We start from the raw sequence: 16,457 nt of genomic DNA, 5'->3' as shown, positions 1-16,457 counted from the left end.
CATGATGAAAACTAACAAGTTTGTAGGGTGCTTGTAATTTAGACTTTGGTCGTTAAATTTTGAGCAATTCAAACTGATGCGTTCACGAATAGAGTATTATAACGCGAGATAAATACACCGCGGGTATTATGAACAGCTGGCTGATTATCGGGGTGTTAGCCCTTTATATTGCATTACTTTTTATTTGTGCATTTTTTGGTGAAAAACATGCGAGCCGCCTCAGTACGCGCGGTCGTATGCTGCTGTTCAGTCTGACCTTGGGCGTCTACTGTTCATCCTGGACCTTTTACGGGGCCACTGGTGCAGCGGTGCGTGAAGGCATTATCTTCCTGCCGATCTATTTAGGGCCGCTCTTGTTCGTGGCGGTTGGCTATGACATCTGGCGCCGTTTGGGTCGGGTCCGGCAACATCATGCCATTTCCTCGATTGCCGACTTCGTGGCAGCGCGATATGGCAAAAGTGGTGCCCTGGCCTCGCTGGTGACCATTCTGGCAGTCATTGCGATTATTCCCTATCTGGCCCTGCAGTTACGTGCGATTGCCTTAAGTGCTGCCGTGATTCTGGATCAGACCACCCATGTCGAAAGTACCACCAATGGTGTACTGTTTTTAACCGCGCTGCTGGCAATTCTGGCGATGCTGTTTGGCACCCGGCAAATTGCCAACACCGAACAGCACGGCGGTTTAATGCTGGCGGTGGCGTTTGAATCTTTCGTCAAGCTGTTTGCCCTGCTCTGTGTGGCCGGTTTCTTTGTCTTTGAATCGGCCGATAACCTGAAGCAGATCAGCAATGATGTGGCCCAGACCTTCCATGAAGTGCAGCTGTTGGGCGTACCGGAAACTTTCTGGGTGCAAACTCTGCTGGCCGCACTGGCGATTATCTGCTTGCCACGCCAGTTCCACGTGGCGGTGGTCGAATTACGCGATGAAAAACATATTCGCGGGGCACGGCGCTGGTTTGCCGTTTATCTGATTTTAACCACCATCGCGATTATTCCAATTGCCAGCTGGGCCTTACATGCCGCGCCGCAATATCTGATGATTCCGGATGTCGCGGTGCTGTCCTTACCGCTCAGCTATAATCAGGAATGGCTGACCTTACTGGCCTTCCTGGGTGGTTTTTCGGCTTCAACCGGGATGTTGCTGGTATCTTCGGTGGCGCTGTCGATCATGCTCAGTAATGACCTGATCATGCCGGCGCTGTGGCGCTCGGGCCTGATTTCGCGTCATGACAAACGGTTGCCACTGGTGCTGAAATTCACCCGCCGCATCTGTATTCTGGCGGTGATGCTGCTTGGCTTCCTGTTCTTCCATTTCTTTAATGATATTGACCAGCTTTCGGTCTTCGGTTTACTGGCCTTTAGTGCGGTAGCGCAGTTCTCCCCGGCCCTGATTGGCGGGCTGTACTGGCGCGGCGGCAGTAAACAGGGTGTTTATGCCGGCCTGATTGTCGGTTTTATCATGTGGGCCTATACCCTGCTCTGGCCAACGGTTTTACGCAGTCTGCCAGAACAGTTCTCGGCGATTACCCAGTATTATTTAACTGTGGGGCCATTTGGTATTAATGGCTTACGTCCGGAAGCGCTGTTAGGTTTTGAATCATTTGCGCCGCTGACACATGGTGTGGTCTGGTCACTCGGTCTGAACCTGTTGCTGTATGTCTGGGTATCGCGCATATTCCGCCCGAGTGTGGCTGAACAGATTCAGGCTGAAAGTTTCTTCTACTATGAAACCAAGCCGCTGCCATCGCACACCACCAGCAATGAAGTCAGCTATTCGCATCAGGATGTGGCGCGTTTAAAAGTCGGTGACCTGATTACGCTGGCCAAACGCATTACCGGCGATGAGCCAACCATGCAGGCCTTCCGGCAGTTCAGTGAACAGAATAATGTGGTGCTGAATGAAAACAGCAATGCCAACGGCATGTGGTGGCGTTTTACCGAACAGTACCTGGCCGGCACCATTGGCGCGGCATCGGCGCGAACCCTGCTCACCACGGCGATGGTCAACAATGGTCTGGCACTGGGTCAGGTCGCCAATATTCTTGACCAGGCCTCCCAATGGCAGCGCTTTAACCAGAATCTGATCATGACCATGATCGACCACATGACCCAGGGGGTGAGCGTGGTCGATGAAAATATGTGTCTGGTGGCTTGGAACAATCAATATCTAAAACTGTTTGATTATCCAAAAGATATTGTCTATGTCGGCTGTCCAATTGCCGACCTGATCCGCTATAACGCCGAGCGCGGCGAATGTGGCCCGGGCTCGGTGGAAGAACACGTGCGTAAACGGATTCACTGGATGAAAGTCGGCAGTGCGCATGAGTTTGAACGTATCCGTAAAGATGGCCGCGTGATTCAAATGCGCGGTAATCCGATTGAAGGCGGTGGCTTCGTGACCACCTTTGCCGATATTACCGCCTTCCGTGAAAATGAAGCGGTCCTTGAAGCACGTGTACAAGACCGTACCCAGCAATTGGCCGATGCCCTGGCCGAACAGCAGCTGGCGCGCGAACAGGCCGATAAAGCCAATATGTCCAAGAGCCGCTTTATTGCCGCGGCCAGTCATGACCTATTACAGCCGATGCACGCAGCCCGTCTGTTCAGTACTGCGCTAGAGCAAAGCATCCAGTCGGATGATGACCGCAAAACCTTGCAGCAGCTGGATCGTGCCCTGCATGGCGCTGAAAGTATGCTGTCTGCGCTGCTGGATATTGCCCGTTTAGAAGGCGGCACCATTCAGCCGAAACGTCAGCCTTATCCACTGCATGACTTGCTCAGTGATCTGGAACTGCAATTTAAATCCATTGCCGCGCAGCGGGGCATCCAGTTTGCCGTGCATGATGCCCAGTTCTGGATTGACACCGATCCGCAATGGATTCGCCGGATTATCCAAAACTTTGTCAGCAATGCACTGCGTTATACCGCCAAAGGCAAAGTCGTGGTCGGGGTATTACGTTCTGCACAGCGTCCGCAGCATATCCGCATCGGGGTCTGGGATACCGGTCCCGGCATTGCCGAAGAACAGCGCATTAAACTGTTCCAGGAATTTGAACGTTGCGGCCATACCTCGCCGTGGGGTGAACAGGGTCTGGGCCTCGGTCTGGCCATTGTGCAGCGTATGACCAGCCTGCTGGATTATCCGGTCTATGTCTATTCCACTCTCGGACAGGGCTCCTGCTTCATGATTGAAGTACCGGTGGTGGATGCACCTAAAGCCGTGGCTGCACCGGTTCAGGCCGTACCGCTGAAAACCAAGGCCTATAAAATTCTGTGTCTGGATAATGATGAAACCATTTTAGAAGGCATGGCGACCTTATTGGGCAAATGGGGCTATCAGGTCTTTAAAGCCACCGAACCGGAACAGGCCCTGGAGATTATCCAGCAGGAAAATATTCAGGTCTGGCTGGTCGATCAGCATTTAAATAACAATAAAGTCGGTCTGGACTTTATTCTGGCCAACCGTCAGGAAAATGTACCAGTGGCATTAATTACCGCCGATTCGGATCCGGAATTACCGCAGCGTCTAAAAGAGCTGAATATCGTGTTGCTGAAAAAACCGCTGAAACCGGCCTCCTTGCGAGCCTGGTTATCCGGTCTGAAAATTTCAGCTTAGGCTGACATATTTTGAAACCTCTTTGCGGCTTCGGTAACAAAGAGGTTTTGTATTTTGGGCCTGAAAATGGCGATTTATTGCAGCCCGCTAGGCAAAACTGCTCAAAACAGGCGCTATCTGCCTGACAGCCATTGGCAGAAAATTCCATTGAATTATTTACTATGGCAAAGGCTACCAAAAATCTCAGTGTACAGCTGTATACCTGGTTACAAAATTTTAATCTTATGATTTTTAAAATTATTTTTTGATTAAAAAATACACATTAGACTTTAGTCGCATATCTGATATGTAGCAATACGCGCATAAAAAAGACATTAAAAAGAAAAGATCAGTGTTTAGTCTGGAGATGAGCCCCTGAACGTCCTGTCCGGAGCTGATCATCATCCAGCCTAGAGGAGTTTTTTGATGAGTCTTTCAAGCGCAGTACAGCAAGGTCATGAGCAGAACCAACAGTTTCACCGTCAGTATGGCGCCAATGCCCTGTTGCCGGCCATCGACTGGAAAACCCTGTTTCAGCACAGCAAATTAGAACATGCGCATATTGAAGCCCTGAATACCATTTATCAAACCGCTGTACCGCTGGCCTTACAGGTCTTTGATGAACTGCATTTTGATGTATTTAGTCCGGCAGCCTATAAACCACAAGGACTGGGCCTGTTTGAAAAACTGTCTGAACAGGAACAGAAACTGCTGCGTTCGCTGGAAACTGAATGTGACTGTCTTGGTGCCACCACCCGTCACCAGATCTGGAGCATGCTGCTGCGCGGTGGTGCGGTCCTGGTATTTAAAGCCTGGCTCGGCAAAGTCAAAACCGATAAAACCGAACTCGATACCAGCCAGTTTGATGAACTGTCCGATTTACTGTTTATCAAAACCCCGCCGCATGAACTGGCACAGCGTTTAGGTGTGGATATTCATTCCCATGAAGATCATATCTTCCTGATGTATGGCAATGATGTCTATTTGGACCGTTTTAACAGTCTGGAAACTGCCGCGCTATTTGTCGATTTAGGCGTCTATGATCCGGCATTTTTAAGCCTGCGCGATGACCGTATTGCCGACTACTTAAAATCTCAGGACTATGTGACTCAGGAACAGATTGATGAATTGCAATGCGCTTTGAATCCGCTGTTCTGTACCGATGCCACACCGAAACAGGATTGTCTGGCTTAAGCCTTAGCCGATCTGCAAAACAAAAAGGACATCATTTGATGTCCTTTTTATATATTTTTCAATATTTAGATTTTCTTTTCTTCAATATTCAGCGCATTAATCGCCAATACCGCCTGGGTACGGTTTTGTACGCCCAGTTTACGGAAAATCGCCGTCACGTGTGCCTTAATGGTCGCTTCAGAAACATCCAGTTCATAGGCAATCTGTTTATTCAGCAAGCCTTCAGCCACCATCATCAACACACGGAACTGCTGCGGCGTTAAGGACTGAATCCGCTCTGCCAGTGCAGTTTCATCGGCAGCACGCGGGTCAAAATTGACATTGGCCGGCAGGTTTGGCGGTAACCAGATTTCGCCTTCCAGCACCTGACGAATCGCTTCGCCAATATGGCTTGGGTGGGCAGATTTTGGAATATAACCCATGGCACCATGCGCAATGGCACGCTGGATAATCGACACTTCTTCATGTGCCGACACCACAATAATCGGAATTGAAGGATATTGTGCACGCACATGCACCAGCGCCGAGAAACCCGAAGCGCCTGGCAAATTTAAATCGAGGAGAACAAGATCAGGTTCAGGTCCTTTTTCTAAACGTTCATAGAATTCATTGACTGCAGCAGTTTCATGAATTTGAGCTTGCGGTAAGCTATAGCGTACAGCCTGAATTAAAGCATGACGAAACAGCGGATGATCATCAACGATTAAAATATTCATAAGTGACGTGAGAGATCTTGTGCACAATGGCTCCTATTCTACCCATACAAATGCAGTTAAGGATATGCAAGAGTGAACTATTTTTGGCTTAAACGAGATTTTTTGTCCGATTATTCATATTTTCTTACATTTTCTTAAATCTGAGTTAGGAAATCTGATTTTGATATAACATTTATCAGCCTGATTCAGATGCTTATCTGAGTCGCATATAAGTATAAATTTCAATTATTTATTTCATTAAATTTAGTTATTAATTGCTCATTTTAAAGTTATCTGAAAAACAGATAACTTTTCTGTATTTGCTTATTTTACAGGGTAATTCAACTATTGATTAATAACAGACATTCCGAGATCAACCACAATTCAGGTAAGCCTATGTCTGTTTTCAATTCAACCAAACCGCTCAATATTGTCGCAGTATCGGGCGGCTTAAATCATCCGTCTAAAACCGAAGCTTTGGTGCAAGCCATTACTGATGAACTGGGCGAAGCCACCCCGATTCAGGTGCATTTTATTAAATTCAGTGAAATTGCCCCTTTGCTGGGCGGTGCCATTTACCGCAAGCAGTTACCACAGCGCGTGCAGGATGATCTGGCTGCCGTTGAAGCAGCGGATGCATTAATTGTCGGTACACCGGTATATCGCGCCTCCTTTACCGGTCTATTCAAACATTTCTTTGATTTTGTCGAACAGACTGCGCTGGTAGATGTACCGGTATTACTGGCGGCATCGGGGGGTAGTGACCGCCATGCCTTGGTACTGGAGCATCAGCTGCGTCCGTTATTCAGCTTTTTCCAGGCGCAAACCTTGCCTATTGGTGTCTATGCCACAGACCGTGACTTTACCCTGGAATACACCATCCATAGCGAGGCCCTGCGTGACCGGATTACGTTGGCTGTGGCACGCGCCCTGCCCATTCTGGAATGGGCACCGGCCAAAGGCCAGCGCGCCGAAGTGGTGAAAAGTAAAACCCAGCAGGCCAACCAGAACCTGGGCATTAATAAACAGATTGAGCAGGATGAAGTACTACCTTCTGCTGCAGTACCTAATCTGGATGCAGCAGAATCGCGTCTGCATCAGAACAAGGTCAAACCTCAAGTGGCGTAATCTGCTGACCCGCTGGCATCCCCTTCTTCCGAGTGTAGTCTTGGCCATTGATCCTGCGGATTCAGGCTTGCAGCAGCCTGGGTCCGCAAGCTTGCAGCGAAACATCGCTGCAATGCCGGATCAAATAAACACAACAACAGGCCCCTTATTTTTCCCTCAAGACTCGGCTTGAGGGATTTTTTCATTTTATCTGACTCAATGAAATGAGAATGAAGCGGTTTTAGTCCTAAGAATAAAAACTGGGATCTGGCACTTTGCCAGTCAGCACCCATTCACCCAGTTCCTGATATTTATAATCTACCGGATCATGCAGGGTCTGAGTACGCACATTGCGCCAGAAACGGTCCAGATTCAGCTGGGCGGTGGTGGCCCGTGCGCCCATTACCTGAAACATCTGCTCGGTAATATATAAAGAGGTATTGGTCGAGGCAATTTTGGCCGTAGCAATGGCCACCGCTACTTCACCGCGCTGTTCAGCCGTGAGTTCCGGTCCGATGCGCCAAGCCTGCTGCACACTCTGCACGGCTTTATCTGCCAAAAGCCGGACACTTTCCAGCTGCAGATAAAACTCGGCGCAATGCCGTTGAATAAACGGGTCATCCACCGCCTGCTCGACCCGAGATTTGGACCAGGCTTTTTGACCTTGCACGCTCTGAATCGCGGTTTCAAATGCCCCTTCGGCCACACCCAAAAACAGATGCACAAAAATCAGTTGTGCAATTAGCGGCCGCAAACTGGCATAAGGCGTACTTAGCGGTCCGGGATTCAGCAGCAATTCATGTTGATGAACACGCACCTGTTCAAAATGGGTCGTGCCGCTATCGGTCTGGCGCTGTCCCATATTGTGCCAGTCACCCAGAAAATGGACACCACTCCGGGTACTCGGAATCACCGCAATCAAAAGCCTGCCGGTCGCATCATAACCGGAACAGAGCAACAGGTCTGAATCGACCGAACCGGAGCAGAAGCTTTTATCGCCCTGAAACAGATATTCAGAATCTGCAACCGGTGTGACCGTGGTACGCCGATCCAGCGGATTCAGGGCATTGCCCCAAAACAGCTGCTGCTGAACTGTCTGTTGCAACCAGTGCTGATATTGTGCGGGCTGGGCGAACAGCTGCACGGTGGCAATCAGTAAATGATGAAATGCATAGACATGCGCCAAGGAGCTGTCCGCTTGTGCCAAAATCTGGACCGTTTTAAATATAGTCGACCAGGCGGCACCCTGCCCGCCATATTCTGTCGGAATTGATAAACTCAGCAAACCGCTACGGCGAATCAGATCACGCTCTGCTTTGGGATTACCGCCCTGCCGGTCACGTTCAGCAGCGGTCTGGGCAAACTGGCGGGCCAGTTGCCGGGCAATTTCCAGCGGGTCTAAAACAGTGGTCGTAGTCGGGTTCATCTAAAAATCATATCCTTGATCAATCGTAATACTGTGGGTGGAGCGGGCTGTTGTGCTCGCTTCTGGTCTATCTATGCTACACGGCTTTCAGCATAAAAATACCGCCTGCGAGAGGCGGTATTTTAATATTTATTTTTTAACGGCTGGCTTGCACCGTGGCAATCAGCTGATCCACCACTTGTGGTTCTGCCAAGGTCGAAGTATCGCCCAGACTATCCAGCTCATTGGCGGCAATTTTTCTCAGGATCCGGCGCATGATTTTACCAGAACGGGTTTTTGGTAAGGCCGGCGCCCAATGTAGCGCATCTGGAGTGGCCACCGGTCCCAGAATTTTCCGGACCCAGTTGACCAGTTCGGTACGCAGCTCATCACTTTCTGTCACGCCGGCTTGCAGGGTAACAAAGGTACAAATGCCCTGACCTTTAATATCATGCGGCATGCCCACCACCGCGGCTTCAGCCACTGCATCATGTGCCACCAGCGCACTTTCAATTTCAGCCGTGCCTAGGCGGTGTCCGGAAATATTCAGGACATCATCGACCCGGCCGGTAATCCAGTAATAGCCATCTTTATCGCGGCGCGCGCCATCTCCGGTAAAGTAACTGCCCGGATAGGTGGCAAAATAGGCTTCAATAAAGCGAGCCGGATCGCCCCAGATGGTGCGCATTTGCCCTGGCCAGGAATCCTTGATAATCAGGTTACCTTCGGCTTCACCTTCCAGCTCATTACCTTCAGCATCGACCAGGGCCGGTTGTACCCCAAACAGCGGACGCGTGGCCGAGCCCGGTTTCAGTGGCGTTGCGCCCGGCAGCGGCGACATCAGAATCCCGCCGGTTTCGGTTTGCCACCAGGTATCCACAATTGGGCAGCGGCTTTCACCAACCACGGTGTAGTACCAGTTCCAGGCTTCCGGGTTAATCGGTTCACCAACCGAACCAAGCAGACGTAGACTGCTGCGGTCACTTTCCCGTACAAAGCTGTCGCCTTCACGCATCATGGCGCGAATCGCAGTGGGTGCGGTATATAAAATCGTGACGTTGTGTTTATCAATCAAATGCCCGGTGCGCGCCCAGGTCGGATATTGCGGCACCCCTTCAAACATCACTGTGGTGGTGCCATTCGATAATGGCCCGTAAATTACATAGGAGTGCCCGGTCACCCAGCCGACATCGGCGGTACACCAGAACACATCATCCTGTTTAATATCAAACACTTCACGGAAGGTACTGTTGACATAAGTCAGATAACCGCCGGTGGTGTGCAGCACCCCTTTCGGCTTACCGGTCGAGCCGGAAGTATATAAAATAAATAACGGGTCTTCGGCATTCATTGGCTCAGGCGGGCAAATTTCATTGACCGTCATGATTTCCATGTGATACCACAGGTCACGCCCGGCTTTCATTTCAATCGGGTTACCGGTCCGGTGGACCACAATCACGTTTTGCACCGACTCGGTACCGGCCACAGTAAGGGCCTGATCGACATTGGCCTTTAAATAAATCGGCTTGCCGCCGCGCATGGCCGAATCTGCGGTAATCACCAGTTTGGCCTGGCTGTCTTCAATCCGGCTAGCCAGCGAATCTGGAGAGAATCCACCAAACACCACACAATGCACCGCGCCAATCCGGGCACAGGCCAGCATGGCAATGGCAGCCTCGGACACCATTGGCATATACAGCACTACGCGGTCGCCTTTGGTGACGCCATTTTTCTTCAGCACATTGGCAAAGCGGCAGGTTTCATCGTACAGCTCACGGTAGGAAATAATTTTATGCCGTGAAGGATGGTCACCTTCCCAAATAATTGCCGGTTTATAAGGATGTTCTTTTAAATGCCGGTCCAGACAGTTGGCACTGACATTGAGCTGGCCATCGGCAAACCATTCAATCTTGAAATTGTCCGGATCAAAATTGGTATTTTTGACCTGGGTAAACGGTTTAATCCAGTCCAGACGCTTGGCCTGCTCGGCCCAGAACTCGTCGGGTTGTTGAATGGATTGCTGATAACGTTCGAAATATTCTGCCTCGTTGGTACGCGCAGTTTTCTTAAATTCTTCGGGTACAGGATAGATCTCATTCATATTATACTTCCTTGATCTTCTCTCATCTCATCACGAGATGTATGCCACATTCTTGATTTTTATTTCTGCATATCAGCAGTATGACGCTTATTTTTTCTCCACCACAATCATGCTTTGGTCGTAGCGATTGATTTAATTTTAAGCACAGATACACCAGTAGATTCAATGTCTTTGTCGTACTTTTCAGTATAAAAGCAGTAGATTTATCTATAAAAACCACCCGCTTGCAGTCAAAACCGCAGTGTACTTTGCAAAAATCGGCAGCACGCTTGCAGAATGTTTATTAAAATCCGGGCGGATTTCAGGCAAAATACAATTTTATTGCTGAGGACTGGCAGATTCGTGGCTGAAGAAAAAACCCAACTGGGCGAAGTCACCCAAGAAACTTCCGAGCTGATTCAACAGGCCACGGAAAAAACCACCCAGAAAGTCATTGAACATACCCATAAATACAATGATGCTTATTCTGCTATTGATAAAATCATGGAAGGCTTCTGGGAGCGTGTGCCCTATTTCCTGATCGCGCTTGGTGTGATTCTGATTTTCTGGCTGATTGCCCAGCTGTTTAAGTTTTTTGTGAAAAAAACCTTATCCAACCGCAGTTATACCCGGCAGAATCTGGTGCTGGTACTGAACCGGGTCGGCAGTTCGGTGATTATCTTCTTCGGTTTCTTAATTGGTCTGGTGATTGCCATTCCTGGTTTTACCCCAAGCCAGCTGATGAGCGCCCTCGGGATTGGTTCGGTTGCCATTGGCTTTGCCTTTAAGGATATTTTCCAGAACCTGCTTTCCGGCGTGCTGATTTTACTGGGTGAGCCCTTTAAGATTGGCGACAGCATTCTGGTGAATGGATTAGAAGGTACGGTCGAAGATATCCAGATTCGCGCCACCTTTTTACGCTCGGCCGATGGTCGCCGCATTGTGATTCCCAATGCCACGGTCTATACCAGCGCCATTACTGTCAATACTGCCTTTCCACGCCGCCGCTGCGAATTTGTGGTCGGCATTGGCTATGAAGATGACATTCAGAAAGCCAAAGATCTGGTGATGTGCATTCTGAAACGTGACCCGACCATTCTGACCCAGCCGGAATTTAGCGTTAATGTCGATGCGCTGGCCAATTTCTCGGTCAATTTACGCGTGCAATGGTGGATTAATACCAGCGAAACCAATAGCGCGGCATCTATCAGTAAAATTCAGGAAGAAGTCATTCAAAGCTTTGCCGAACAGGGCATTTCCATTCCTTACCCGGTGCAGGAAGTGAAAGTCTATCGTGGTGATCCATCGGTGGCAGACAGCTCAGAGGCTAAATAAACGTCCCAGCACATACGGAATCACGGTTTCTGTACGGATAATCCGGTTGCCCAGACTCACCGCCTGGCAGCCGTTATGTATCAAAAGATCGACCTCATAAGGAATAAAACCACCTTCCGGCCCAATCACAATGCTGCACGGGTGCTGAATCGCGGCGGGCATGCGCATCTCTGCATAGGGATGTGCCACATAGGCGGGACAATCGGCGCTAATCAGACCCGGTAAAACATCTTCAACAAAGGGTTTAAAGCGTTTGTACAGTTCAACTTTTGGTGCGATGGTATCGCCGGCCTGCTCCAGCCCCAGTTCAATATAATGCTCCAGCTGCTGTAAAAATGGCGTCTGCCAGTAGCTTTTATCGACCCGATAGCTATGCATCAGGATAATTTTTTCCACCCCGACCGTGACTGCATCCATAATTAAACGGCGCAGCACTTTCGGACGTGGTAAAGCCACAATCAGCGTCACTGGCAATTTCGCTGGCACAGCTTCTTCTTTTAACGGTTTTAGACGAACCGTTTTTTCTGTAATTTCGATAATTTCCGTGAGATACCGTTTGCCTTCACGAATCCCAACTTTCAGGGTATCACCAACCTGAATATCCAGATGCTGTTGCAAATGCGCTAACTGCCGCGTTGAACTAATCGACCACAGTTCAGATTCAGTTTGGCGAGGATCAAGAAGGACAATATTCATAAAAAAAATAACTCAACAAATCCATCACTGGATAGGCGGAAACGTCATCCACAACGGTCCGAGGCAGGACTCCTTTTACCAAAACAAAAGTAAAAGAAAGCAGAGCTCCTGCTATTAAATCTATAAAGAGAAGGCCCGGTTTGAATCTGATCTCGTAAATCCATGAAAATCAGCTTCTTTACCCATCAGAATATCATCAAAGATATTGATCAATCACCGAAATATGCTTTGCCAGTGAACCCTGATTCTGCTGCATAATCTTTTGTGCTGCAGTATTTAAAGTCAGTGCTTTGGAGGAATCCGATAAGATCTCCAGCATGGTCTGTGCCGCTTGTTCAGCATTCTCTACCACCACCACCGCTTGAGCGTCGACAAACTCATCGACAATGGTCTGGAAGTTAAAATAATTCTTACCCAGAATAGTCGGCACATGCAACGCTATCGGCTCCAGAATATTATGCCCACCACCCGGTTCATTTAAAGAACCGCCAACATAACAGGCCTGACTCAGACCGTACCAGAGCCACATTTCGCCCATTGAATCGGCCAGATAGACCTGGGTATCCGCTTCAATAGTTTGTCCCAAACTGCGGCGTTGGGTACGTAAATCCAAAGCCTGTGCCGCGTGAAAGACCTCATCAAAACGTTCCGGATGGCGCGGCACCACAATACAGACCAGTGCCGGATCTGCCATCAAGGCTGGTTTTAACGCGGCCAGTACGTCTTTTTCTTCTGGAGCATGGGTGCTGGCCAGTGTGATCACTTTACGGCCTGTCAGCTGCCAGTCCTGCTGCAACATTTTGGCCTGTTCAATAAAAGCAGGCGGTGCACTAATATCAAATTTAATACTGCCCACCATCTGGGTCTGTTCAGCAGCTGCACCCAGTGCCACAAAGCGGCTATGTGAGGCCTGATCTTGCACCAACAGCTGCGTCAAACCCTGCAACATCGCCCGGGTCAGGCCGGAGACTTTGGCATAGCCTTTGGCCGATTTTTCAGACAGCCGTGCATTTAGCAACAGGCATGGCACATGGAAGTTTTTGGCCTGATCAATCAGGTTCGGCCACAGCTCGGTTTCTATCAACAGCAATAATTTCGGCTGATATTTCTGATAAAAATCCCGAATCAGATGTTTCTGGTCAGCTGGTAAATACACTGCCTGAAACAGCGCCTCATACGGTGCTTTTAAAAAGAGAGATTTAGCCCGTGCCTGTCCGGTTTTGGTGGTGTTGGTGACCAGCACCGGATGACCGGCTTTTAAATAATGTTCAATTAAAGGCTGGGCCGCGTTGGTTTCTCCCACCGAGACCACATGAAACCAGATCGCCTGCAGATTTTTCGGCGGCTGAAATGGCCCGAAACGCTCTACAATTTCCTGCTGATACTGCGCTTCACTCTCGGCCCGCTTTTTAATACGCGACCGATACAACGGTTTTAGAACAGATAACGCTGCGTTATACCAAAACGGAGTAGCCAAAGAGATGCCTCAAACTGATTTTTTGCCCTGAGAATATAACAGAGCCCTATCCGCATGTTAATGGATATGGCTCCAAATAAAAAAGCAAAGCAACAACGCGGCTGCTTTAGTCGGCATTCACCACGCTTTCAGCCAGAGTTGGATAATCGGTATAGCCTGCTGCACCCTGCACCCCAATCATGGTTTCCAGCTGCAAATCATTTAGCGGTGCATCATCCAGTAGACGTTCATATAAATCCGGGTTGGCAATATAAGCCTTACCAAAAGACACGGCATCGGCTTTGCCCGAAGCCAGCAGTTCAATCGCATCGGTACGGCTTAAACGCATATTGGCAATGTAGGGAACACCACCTGAACGCTGTTTCATATACTCGGAAATACTGTCTTCTGCCAAATATTCACGGGTAAAGAAAAACGCGATCTGACGTTTACCCAATTCCTGCATCACATAGCCAAATGTTTCACGTGGATCATCATCGCCCATATCATGCTCATCACCGCGCGGTGCAAGGTGTACACCCACACGACCGGCACCCCAGACCTCAATCAAGGCATCCACCACTTCCAGCAAGAAACGGGCACGGTTTTCAACTGAACCGCCATACTGATCTTCACGCTGGTTGGTCTTGCTTTGCAGGAACTGGTCAATTAAATAGCCATTGGCCGCGTGCAGTTCTACCCCGTCAAAACCGGCGTCTTTGGCACGTATCGCTGCCTGTTTATATTGCGCAGTAATCGCGTGAATTTCAGCAATTTCTAGCGGACGTGGCAGCACATAAGGACGTTTTGGACGCAGCAAGCTGACATGACCAGCCTGTTGCACAGCGCTGGCAGACACTGGCGTTTCGCCTTGAAGTAAATCGGGATGCGACACCCGGCCCACATGCCATAACTGCGCCACAATTAAACTTCCGCGCTCATGCACTGCATGGGTGACCCGCTTCCAGCCTTCAACCTGAGCATCGCTAAACAGGCCCGGAGTATTTAAATAGCCATTGGCTTCTTCAGAAATGACTGTGGCTTCAGAAATAATCAGACCGGCGCTGGCACGCTGGGCATAATATTCCGCCATTAATGCCGTCGGAACGCGATCATCCGTAGCCCGACTACGGGTTAAGGGTGCCATCACCACACGATTTTTTAACTGGAGTTGACCCAGGGTTAAGGGATTATTCAGTTCTGCCATAGATGCCTCTGTAGCTGCACGCGACCAAACAGATGCTGTTTTGTCTTAGAGTGAGCTTTCTAAAAATTCAATATATTGCTGAATCAGGGCTTCGTTGCGGGAGAAATAGGACCATTGACCATGTTTTTCAGCCTGAATTAAACCGGCCTGCTGTAACACAGATAAATGATTGGACATGGTTGACTGCGACACCTTACCGAGTTTTTCGATATTGCCGGCACAGACGCCACGTTGAAAGCCGCCGCACTGCTCTTCTGACAAAAACTGTTCCGGATGTTTTAACCAGAGCAAGATTTGTCGGCGCGTCGGATTGGCTAAGGCTTTAAAAATTAAATCAATATCCATAATTCAGGCACGTCGCATCAGGCTGTGTTCAAGGAACGCAACAAAGCACTATTCAGTGTTCCTATCCAATATATCGTATTTTTTCGATTTATATATCGATTTTTTTAGATATATTAGTTTTACACTACTAGTGCCTTGTTGTTGATACTTTTTTATTGCCAGCGGCTTAAAGCCCCTGCTTTAAGCTCGCTTCAATAAATTTGTCCAGATCACCGTCCAGCACTGCACCTGTGTTGGAGTTTTCGACACCGGTACGCAGGTCTTTAATCCGCGAGTCATCCAATACATAAGAACGGATCTGGCTGCCCCAGCCGATATCTGACTTGGAATCTTCAAGCGCTTGCGCAGCTTCGTTACGTTTGTTCATCTCCAGTTCATAGAGTTTGGCACGTAACTGTTTCCAGGCATGGTCACGGTTGGCATGTTGTGAACGCTGGTTCTGACAGGCCACCACAATACCGGTTGGAATGTGGGTTAAACGCACGGCAGAGTCAGTTTTGTTAATGTGCTGACCACCAGCACCCGATGCACGATAGGTATCGGTACGGACATCTGACGGATTGATTTCAATTTCAATATTGTCATCTACTTCAGGTGAAACGAACACTGCAGAGAATGACGTATGACGGCGGTTACCCGAGTCAAATGGTGACTTACGCACCAAACGATGGACACCCGATTCAGTCCGCAACCAGCCATAAGCATACTCGCCTTCTACACGAATAGTCGCAGATTTAATCCCGGCCACATCACCGTCTGATTCTTCCATCAGCTCGGCCTTAAAGCCATGACGCTCAATCCAGCGCATATACATACGCAGTAGCATTGAAGCCCAGTCTTGTGCTTCGGTACCGCCAGAACCGGCCTGAATTTCGACATAGCACGGGTTCGGGTCCATTGGATTGTTAAACATCCGGCGGAATTCAAGTTTTGCCAACTCTTCTTCAGCGGCGCTCAATTCGGCCTGCACATCTTCCAGCATGGCTTCTTCATCGGCTTCCACCGCCAGATCCAGCATTGCCTGCGCATCTTCGAGCTGTGTTGCCAGACCGTCTAATACATTCAGAACGTTCTCAAGCTCGCCTTTTTCTTTGGCCATGGCTTGGGCGCGGTTCTGGTCATTCCAGATGGCCGGATCTTCCAATTCACGGAGAACTTCTTCTAAACGCTCTTTTTTAAGATCGTAGTCAAAGATACCCCCGTAGTGTTTGACCACGTTCGTTCAAGTCTTTTAGCTGGTTTAGATAAGGATTAATTTCCACGTGAATGCTCTCAAAAAATATCGATAAAACCCGTGTATTGTAGCATAGAGCCAATCAGGAGTAAGAGGCGCCTGCATCC

General features: G+C 49.1%; 12 protein-coding genes. 4 read left to right on the top strand and 8 right to left on the bottom strand.

What is annotated here, in order from left to right:
- The first annotated feature begins 128 nt into the window (after positions 1 to 128).
- Positions 129 to 3,617: a PAS domain-containing hybrid sensor histidine kinase/response regulator gene (locus FTU67_RS08850; protein WP_005180746.1), complete on the top strand. Its 3,489-nt coding sequence runs from the start codon at positions 129 to 131 to the stop codon at positions 3,615 to 3,617.
- A gap of 405 nt (positions 3,618 to 4,022) precedes the next feature.
- Positions 4,023 to 4,790: a hypothetical protein gene (locus FTU67_RS08845; RefSeq protein ID WP_005180752.1), complete on the top strand. Its 768-nt coding sequence runs from the start codon at positions 4,023 to 4,025 to the stop codon at positions 4,788 to 4,790.
- A 65-nt stretch (positions 4,791 to 4,855) separates the two neighbouring features.
- On the opposite strand, the gene FTU67_RS08840 is transcribed toward FTU67_RS08845, so the two are convergent.
- Positions 4,856 to 5,506, bottom strand: a complete 651-nt coding sequence (locus FTU67_RS08840; RefSeq protein ID WP_005180757.1) for a response regulator transcription factor — start codon at positions 5,504 to 5,506, stop codon at positions 4,856 to 4,858.
- 375 nt (positions 5,507 to 5,881) lie between these two features.
- Between FTU67_RS08840 and msuE the strand changes: the two genes are divergently transcribed.
- The gene (gene msuE, locus FTU67_RS08835) at positions 5,882 to 6,613 is read left to right on the top strand and encodes an FMN reductase (RefSeq protein WP_180061641.1); all 732 of its coding nucleotides are present in this window, start codon (positions 5,882 to 5,884) and stop codon (positions 6,611 to 6,613) included.
- Between the two features lie 226 nt (positions 6,614 to 6,839).
- Here the strand turns inward: msuE and FTU67_RS08830 are convergent, their stop codons facing one another.
- Complete coding sequence (locus FTU67_RS08830; RefSeq protein WP_127801060.1) at positions 6,840 to 8,018, bottom strand: acyl-CoA dehydrogenase family protein; 1,179 nt, start codon at positions 8,016 to 8,018, stop codon at positions 6,840 to 6,842.
- 136 nt (positions 8,019 to 8,154) lie between these two features.
- A complete protein-coding gene (gene acs / locus FTU67_RS08825) occupies positions 8,155 to 10,098 on the bottom strand; it encodes an acetate--CoA ligase (RefSeq protein ID WP_180061640.1) in 1,944 nt (647 codons plus the stop codon).
- 342 nt (positions 10,099 to 10,440) lie between these two features.
- Here acs and FTU67_RS08820 point away from each other — a divergent pair, with 342 nt between their 5' ends.
- Entirely contained in the window at positions 10,441 to 11,412 is a 972-nt protein-coding gene (locus FTU67_RS08820) for a mechanosensitive ion channel family protein (RefSeq protein WP_016658753.1), read from the top strand.
- Here FTU67_RS08820 and FTU67_RS08815 read toward each other — a convergent pair.
- From FTU67_RS08815 to prfB, 5 genes are all read right to left on the bottom strand, one after another.
- Positions 11,398 to 12,108, bottom strand: coding sequence for a 16S rRNA (uracil(1498)-N(3))-methyltransferase (locus FTU67_RS08815; RefSeq protein WP_168398218.1), 711 nt, complete (start codon positions 12,106 to 12,108; stop codon positions 11,398 to 11,400). The genes FTU67_RS08820 and FTU67_RS08815 overlap by 15 nt on opposite strands.
- Positions 12,109 to 12,304: 196 nt before the next feature.
- Positions 12,305 to 13,585 carry a 3-deoxy-D-manno-octulosonic acid transferase gene (locus FTU67_RS08810; protein WP_180061639.1) on the bottom strand — a complete coding sequence of 427 codons (1,281 nt, stop codon included), beginning with the start codon at positions 13,583 to 13,585 and terminating at the stop codon, positions 12,305 to 12,307.
- Positions 13,586 to 13,691: 106 nt separating this feature from the next.
- Positions 13,692 to 14,771, bottom strand: coding sequence for an alkene reductase (locus FTU67_RS08805; RefSeq protein WP_180061638.1), 1,080 nt, complete (start codon positions 14,769 to 14,771; stop codon positions 13,692 to 13,694).
- Between the two features lie 45 nt (positions 14,772 to 14,816).
- On the bottom strand, positions 14,817 to 15,116 hold the full coding sequence (locus tag FTU67_RS08800) for a helix-turn-helix transcriptional regulator (RefSeq protein WP_104489264.1): 300 nt from the start codon (positions 15,114 to 15,116) through the stop codon (positions 14,817 to 14,819).
- Positions 15,117 to 15,282: 166 nt separating this feature from the next.
- Positions 15,283 to 16,378, bottom strand: a protein-coding gene (prfB, locus tag FTU67_RS08795) for a peptide chain release factor 2 (protein ID WP_104470758.1) whose coding sequence is annotated in 2 segments (ribosomal slippage) — positions 15,283 to 16,305 and positions 16,307 to 16,378 — 1,095 coding nt in all. Because the reading frame shifts where the segments join, the coding sequence is not laid out codon by codon here.
- Between the last annotated feature and the right edge of the window lie 79 nt (positions 16,379 to 16,457).

This window comes from Acinetobacter sp. YH12132 (assembly GCF_013418645.1).
In the GTDB taxonomy this organism is placed as follows: Bacteria; Pseudomonadota; Gammaproteobacteria; order Pseudomonadales; family Moraxellaceae; genus Acinetobacter; species Acinetobacter indicus.
The sequence above is the reverse complement of the archived record's forward strand: the minus strand, read 5'-3'. Positions and strand labels throughout refer to the sequence as shown.

Coding starts and splice junctions, on each gene's coding strand:
- FTU67_RS08830 (WP_127801060.1), bottom strand. CDS start 8,018: ATGAACCCGACTACGACCACTGTTTTAGACCCGCTGGAAATTGCCCGG.
- FTU67_RS08805 (WP_180061638.1), bottom strand. CDS start 14,771: ATGGCAGAACTGAATAATCCCTTAACCCTGGGTCAACTCCAGTTAAAA.
- FTU67_RS08845 (WP_005180752.1), top strand. CDS start 4,023: ATGAGTCTTTCAAGCGCAGTACAGCAAGGTCATGAGCAGAACCAACAG.
- FTU67_RS08815 (WP_168398218.1), bottom strand. CDS start 12,108: ATGAATATTGTCCTTCTTGATCCTCGCCAAACTGAATCTGAACTGTGG.
- FTU67_RS08850 (WP_005180746.1), top strand. CDS start 129: ATGAACAGCTGGCTGATTATCGGGGTGTTAGCCCTTTATATTGCATTA.
- acs (WP_180061640.1), bottom strand. CDS start 10,098: ATGAATGAGATCTATCCTGTACCCGAAGAATTTAAGAAAACTGCGCGT.
- FTU67_RS08840 (WP_005180757.1), bottom strand. CDS start 5,506: ATGAATATTTTAATCGTTGATGATCATCCGCTGTTTCGTCATGCTTTA.
- FTU67_RS08800 (WP_104489264.1), bottom strand. CDS start 15,116: ATGGATATTGATTTAATTTTTAAAGCCTTAGCCAATCCGACGCGCCGA.
- msuE (WP_180061641.1), top strand. CDS start 5,882: ATGTCTGTTTTCAATTCAACCAAACCGCTCAATATTGTCGCAGTATCG.